The organism is Burkholderia sp. Tr-862, from assembly GCF_011753085.1.
GTDB classification, from domain to species: Bacteria; Pseudomonadota; Gammaproteobacteria; order Burkholderiales; family Burkholderiaceae; genus Burkholderia; species Burkholderia ambifaria.
The window spans coordinates 1-1,282 of sequence record NZ_VWWG01000384.1; the positions used below are offsets into that span (position 1 = coordinate 1).

The 1,282-nt window shown below is 66.0% G+C and carries 1 protein-coding gene and 2 pseudogenes; 1 reads left to right on the forward strand and 2 read right to left on the reverse strand.

Annotated features, from left to right (window positions below):
- Both F3J14_RS35025 and def read right to left on the reverse strand, forming a co-directional pair.
- Positions 1-418 (reverse strand): annotated as a pseudogene (locus F3J14_RS35025) (hypothetical protein); the annotation flags it as partial.
- Between the two features lie 34 nt (positions 419-452).
- Entirely contained in the window at positions 453-956 is a 504-nt protein-coding gene (gene def, locus F3J14_RS35030; protein ID WP_166726767.1) for a peptide deformylase, read from the reverse strand.
- Between the two features lie 186 nt (positions 957-1,142).
- Here def and F3J14_RS36030 point away from each other — a divergent pair.
- Positions 1,143-1,282, forward strand: a pseudogene (locus F3J14_RS36030) (DNA-protecting protein DprA); the annotation flags it as partial.

Below are 1,282 nucleotides of genomic sequence, written 5' to 3' on the forward strand. Positions count from 1 at the left end.
GTACAGCCCGCGCAACAAGATCCTCGCAACCTCGTTGCTGGTCGAGGCGTTCCTGTATGAGGAACAGACGCGCCGCGGCGTGTCGATCAAGCACTGGGACGAGTTCAACGACGTGGCCGACCACTGCGGCGACCACCATCACGTCGTGCGGGGTCGTGCGCAGCAGTTCGATCGCGTCGGCCGCCTCCGCCGGGTACTTGCCCGCGCGGCGCAGCGACGGTGGCTGCGCGACGGGCATCCCGTGCTCGACGGCATAGCGCTTCACGGCGCTCGCCTGCAGTTTCATCCCGCGCCCGGCAGGGCGATCGGGCTGGGTGAGCACGAGCGGCACCGGAAAACCGGCCTCGTGGATCGCGGCGAGTGCGGCCGCGGCGAATTCCGGCGTGCCGGCAAAAATCACGCGCAACGTATGGGTCATGAAAGCGTTCGGGAGCGGGCTTGGCGAACGCGCGTCACATCGCGCGTTCGAGTTTCTTCATCTTCGTCTTGATGCGCGTCTGCTTCAGCGGCGACAGGTATTCGACGAACACGCGCCCCATCAGGTGATCCATCTCGTGCTGCACGCACACGGCCAGCAGGCCCTCGCAGTCGAGCTCGAAGGCCTCGCCCTGCTCGTTGAGCGCCCGCACGCGCACGTGGTCGGGACGCTCGACCTCGTCGTAGATCCCGGGCACCGACAGGCAGCCCTCCTCGTAGACCTGCTTCTCGTCGCTCGACCAGATGATCTCGGGATTGATGAACGCGCGCAGCTCGTTCTTCTCCTCCGAGATGTCGATCACGATCACGCGCTCATGCACGTCGACCTGCGTCGCCGCAAGGCCGATGCCCGGCGCTGCGTACATGGTCTCGGCCATGTCGGCGATGAGCTTGCGAATCCGGTCGTCGACCTTGTCGACGGGTTTGGCGACCTTGTGCAGCCGCTTGTCGGGGTAATGAAGAATGTTCAGCAATGCCATGGTGTTCGGTATTCGGTGGAGCGGCGGGCCGCATCGGCCATCCGGCCGGCTGGCGCCACTGCCGGGATGCAATGAAGATGAGGCGGACGCGCGGCATATCAACGCCGCAGGTCATGCCTCCTGCAAATGGCCGGACGCCGGTGGCGCGCGGCCCTGTCGAGTATTTCGGATGATGAAAATTTTATCATGGCGCCACGCTGTCCGCTGGCCGTCGCATTCGAGGGGAACCTCATGTCGCCGCAAGCGCTGACCCCTTCCGCGCTGCGCGCGTGGCTGCAGCTCGCGCATGCACCGGGCCTCGCGCCCGCCGTGCTGCACGCGCTGCT

Bases quoted from the DNA above. Each gene is read 5' to 3' on its own strand.
- def (WP_166726767.1), bottom strand. From the start codon at position 956: ATGGCATTGCTGAACATTCTTCATTACCCCGACAAGCGGCTGCACAAG.